The organism is Nonomuraea sp. NPDC049784 (assembly GCF_040659615.1).
GTDB lineage: Bacteria > Actinomycetota > Actinomycetes > Streptosporangiales > Streptosporangiaceae > Nonomuraea.
The window spans coordinates 1-2671 of the sequence record NZ_JBFAMX010000967.1 but is presented as its reverse complement, the minus strand read 5'-3'; the positions used below and the strand labels follow the sequence as shown (position 1 = coordinate 2671).

Annotated in this window: 2 protein-coding genes and 1 pseudogene; 1 reads left to right on the top strand and 2 read right to left on the bottom strand. The window is 72.6% G+C overall.

Annotated features, from left to right (window positions below; genetic code table 11):
* Together AB0J09_RS61805 and AB0J09_RS61800 are read right to left on the bottom strand one after the other, a co-directional pair.
* A pseudogene (locus AB0J09_RS61805) lies at positions 1-546 on the bottom strand (FdrA family protein); the annotation flags it as partial.
* Positions 543-1406, bottom strand: coding sequence for a DUF2877 domain-containing protein (locus tag AB0J09_RS61800; protein ID WP_360713429.1), 864 nt, complete (start codon positions 1404-1406; stop codon positions 543-545). The gene AB0J09_RS61800 and the pseudogene AB0J09_RS61805, both read right to left, overlap by 4 nt.
* Before the next feature lie 131 nt (positions 1407-1537).
* On the opposite strand from AB0J09_RS61800, the gene AB0J09_RS61795 reads away from it, so the two are divergent.
* A partial coding sequence (locus AB0J09_RS61795) for a PucR family transcriptional regulator ligand-binding domain-containing protein (RefSeq protein WP_360713427.1) occupies positions 1538-2671 on the top strand: 1134 nt, incomplete at its 3' end.

Genomic DNA, 2671 nt, shown 5'->3' with positions numbered 1-2671 from the left:
GAGGACGTTCGCGAAGCCCAGGCCGACGCCGCCGATCACGGCGGTGCCGCAGTCGGGGCCCATCACGAGGACGTCCCTGGTCTCCGCGAGCTCCTTCAGCCGGCGTTCCTGGGCCACGGGGACGCCGTCGCTGAAGATCATGACGGGGAGCCCGGCGTGGATGGCGTCCTGGGCCTCGGCGAAGGCGTACTCGCCGGGGGTCGACACGAGCACCAGGTCGGCCCCGGTCCTGGTGGCCGAGCGGGTGGTGAGCGGCGGCTGGTCCGTCGGGTCGCTCTCCGGGCGGTCCACGGCGGTCAGCCGGCGCTCGGCCTCCTCGACGGCGGCCTTGGTGTCGTGTGCGCGTACGGCTACGAGGAGGTCGCCAGGGGCGGCGTCCGGGACGGTGAAGCCCAGGTCGCGGAGGATGCCGAGGTTCAGTTCGGTGGCCATGGCGACCATGGCCGCCTCCACACCCGACATTTCGGTCAGCGCGCGACTTATGCGCATGAGGGAGACGGAATCGTGGTACGTGCCTTTCCGTACCAGCACCGTGTCCGTGCTCATCGGGGCCCGCTCAGAGCCAGGACGGCGGTCGCGCCGATGGCGATGCCCTGGGCGAGGTCGGCGCCCGAGGTGTGGCCGAGGCGGTGGAGATGGCGCAGGGCCGGCTCGAGGGACTGCCCGCCGGCGATGCCACGCAGCACCGCGGTCACCTCGGGACTGGCCTCCCCCCTGGCGGCGCAGTGCAGGAGCGTGGCCGAGATGGGAGTGGTACGTGTGCGTGCGTCGAACGTCACGGTCGCCGCCAGCCAGTCGGCCAGCCAGACCGCCCGCTCGGCCCCGGCGGCCGCGCCCAGGTGGCGCAGCGTCACCAGCAGGCCCGCCAGGACGTCGTCGCCGCTCGGCGTGAGCCCGGGCCCGAGACCCATGAGCTGCTCGGCCGCCGTCACCGCCCCCAGCAGCCAGCCCTTCGCGCAGCTGTCGGCCAGCAACTCGACGGACGCATTGCCCACCAGGCCGGGTTGCGGAGGGTCCGGCGGGTGGCTCAGGCGGGCGGCGGCTTGCTCGAGGCATACCCGATCGATCTGGCCCAGCGGCGGGGCGGGGTCCCACCAGCGGCGGACGCTCAGGCTCAGCGGGCCCAGCTCGATGGTGCGCTCGCCCACCGAGGCCTCGTCGCCCACCGTGACGTGCGGTAGCTGGGTGGCCAGCAGCACGGAGTTGGGCAGCCGCGTGGCCGCGCCCGTGATGACGGCGATCACCGAAGGCTCCAGGTCGGTCCTGACCTCGAGATACACGCCCGCGGGGAACGCGGCGAGCACGCGGGCGGGGCGGCGCGGTGACTCCAGGACGGGGCGCACCGCCGTGCTGGCCGCCCCCGTGACGTGGATGCGGGCACGCCTCGCGTGAGTACTGACGGTCACCTGGCCTCCCATCCGACCTTGGACCTGACCGTAGAACGGCCAGGGAACCCTCCGTACGGGTAAATTTGCCAACAGTCAGCGGGAAGGTTGGCTCTTCCTGACAGACGGTTTCTGGAGTCACAATCGTCCATATGGAACCCCCCGTCCGTCTCGCCAGCACCGGGACGATCATTCACGGTGTTTCGGTAGGAGAGGTGCTCGGCGTCTCCACTCTCGCCGAGGCCAGGCTGATAGCGGGGGAGAGCGGGCTGAGCCGCATTGTCCAGCGGCTGAACGTCATGGAAGTGCCCGACATCCTGGCCTGGGTCAAGCCGCACGAGCTGCTGCTCACCACGGGCTACCCGCTGCGCAACACGCCGCAGTCGCTCGGGCGGCTGGTGGCCGACCTGGACGAGCGCGGGCTGGCGGCGCTGGCGATCAAGCTCGGGCGATACGTGGACGAGCTGCCCGACGAGATGGTCGAGCAGGCCGACCGGCTCGGCTTCCCGCTCATCCTGCTGCCGAACAACGTGGGGTTCGACGACATCCTCAACCAGGTGCTGACGGACATCCTGAACCGCCAGGCCGCCGTGCTCGCCCGCGCCGAGGAGGCGCACCGGGCGCTCGTTCATGTGGTGCTGGCGGGTGGCGGGCTCAACGAGGTGACCGCCGAGGTGGCGCAGCTGCTCGACGTGTCGGTGGCGGCCGTGGACGGCTCCGGCCGCGTCCTGGCCACCGCGGGCCCCGCCGAACACGTGGCGGTCCTGCGCGAGTCGATCTCCCGCGAAGGCCCGCCCCGTACGCCCGCCGCCGACGGCCCGGCCCGCCCGGCGTCCCTGGGGCGGGCGCGGTCGTTCGCCTCGGTGCCCGTGCTCGCCGGAGGCCATCACCACGGGAGGATCGTCGCCTACAGCCCGTCCGGGGCGATCAGGGACAGCGACGTCGGCATTCTCGAACGTGCCGCCACCGTCGCCGCGCTCGTCGTGACGCGGCAGGAGGCGGTCAACGCCGTCGAGAGCAAGTACCGCGCCGACTTCCTGCGCGACGTGCTCACTGGCCGGGCGGGCACGGCGGAGCGGGTCACGGCCAGGGCACGGGCGTTCGGATGGGATCTTTCGCGCCCGGTGACCGTACTGGTGGCCGAGCTGGACCCGGACGGCGACGAGCGCAGCGCGCAGGACCGGCTGGTGGCGTGCTGGACGGCGGCGATGCGGCGGCACGACCCGCGCGGGGCGGTCGCGGGGTTCTCGCACGAGGTGGTGGCCGTGCTGGACGCCTCGATCGAC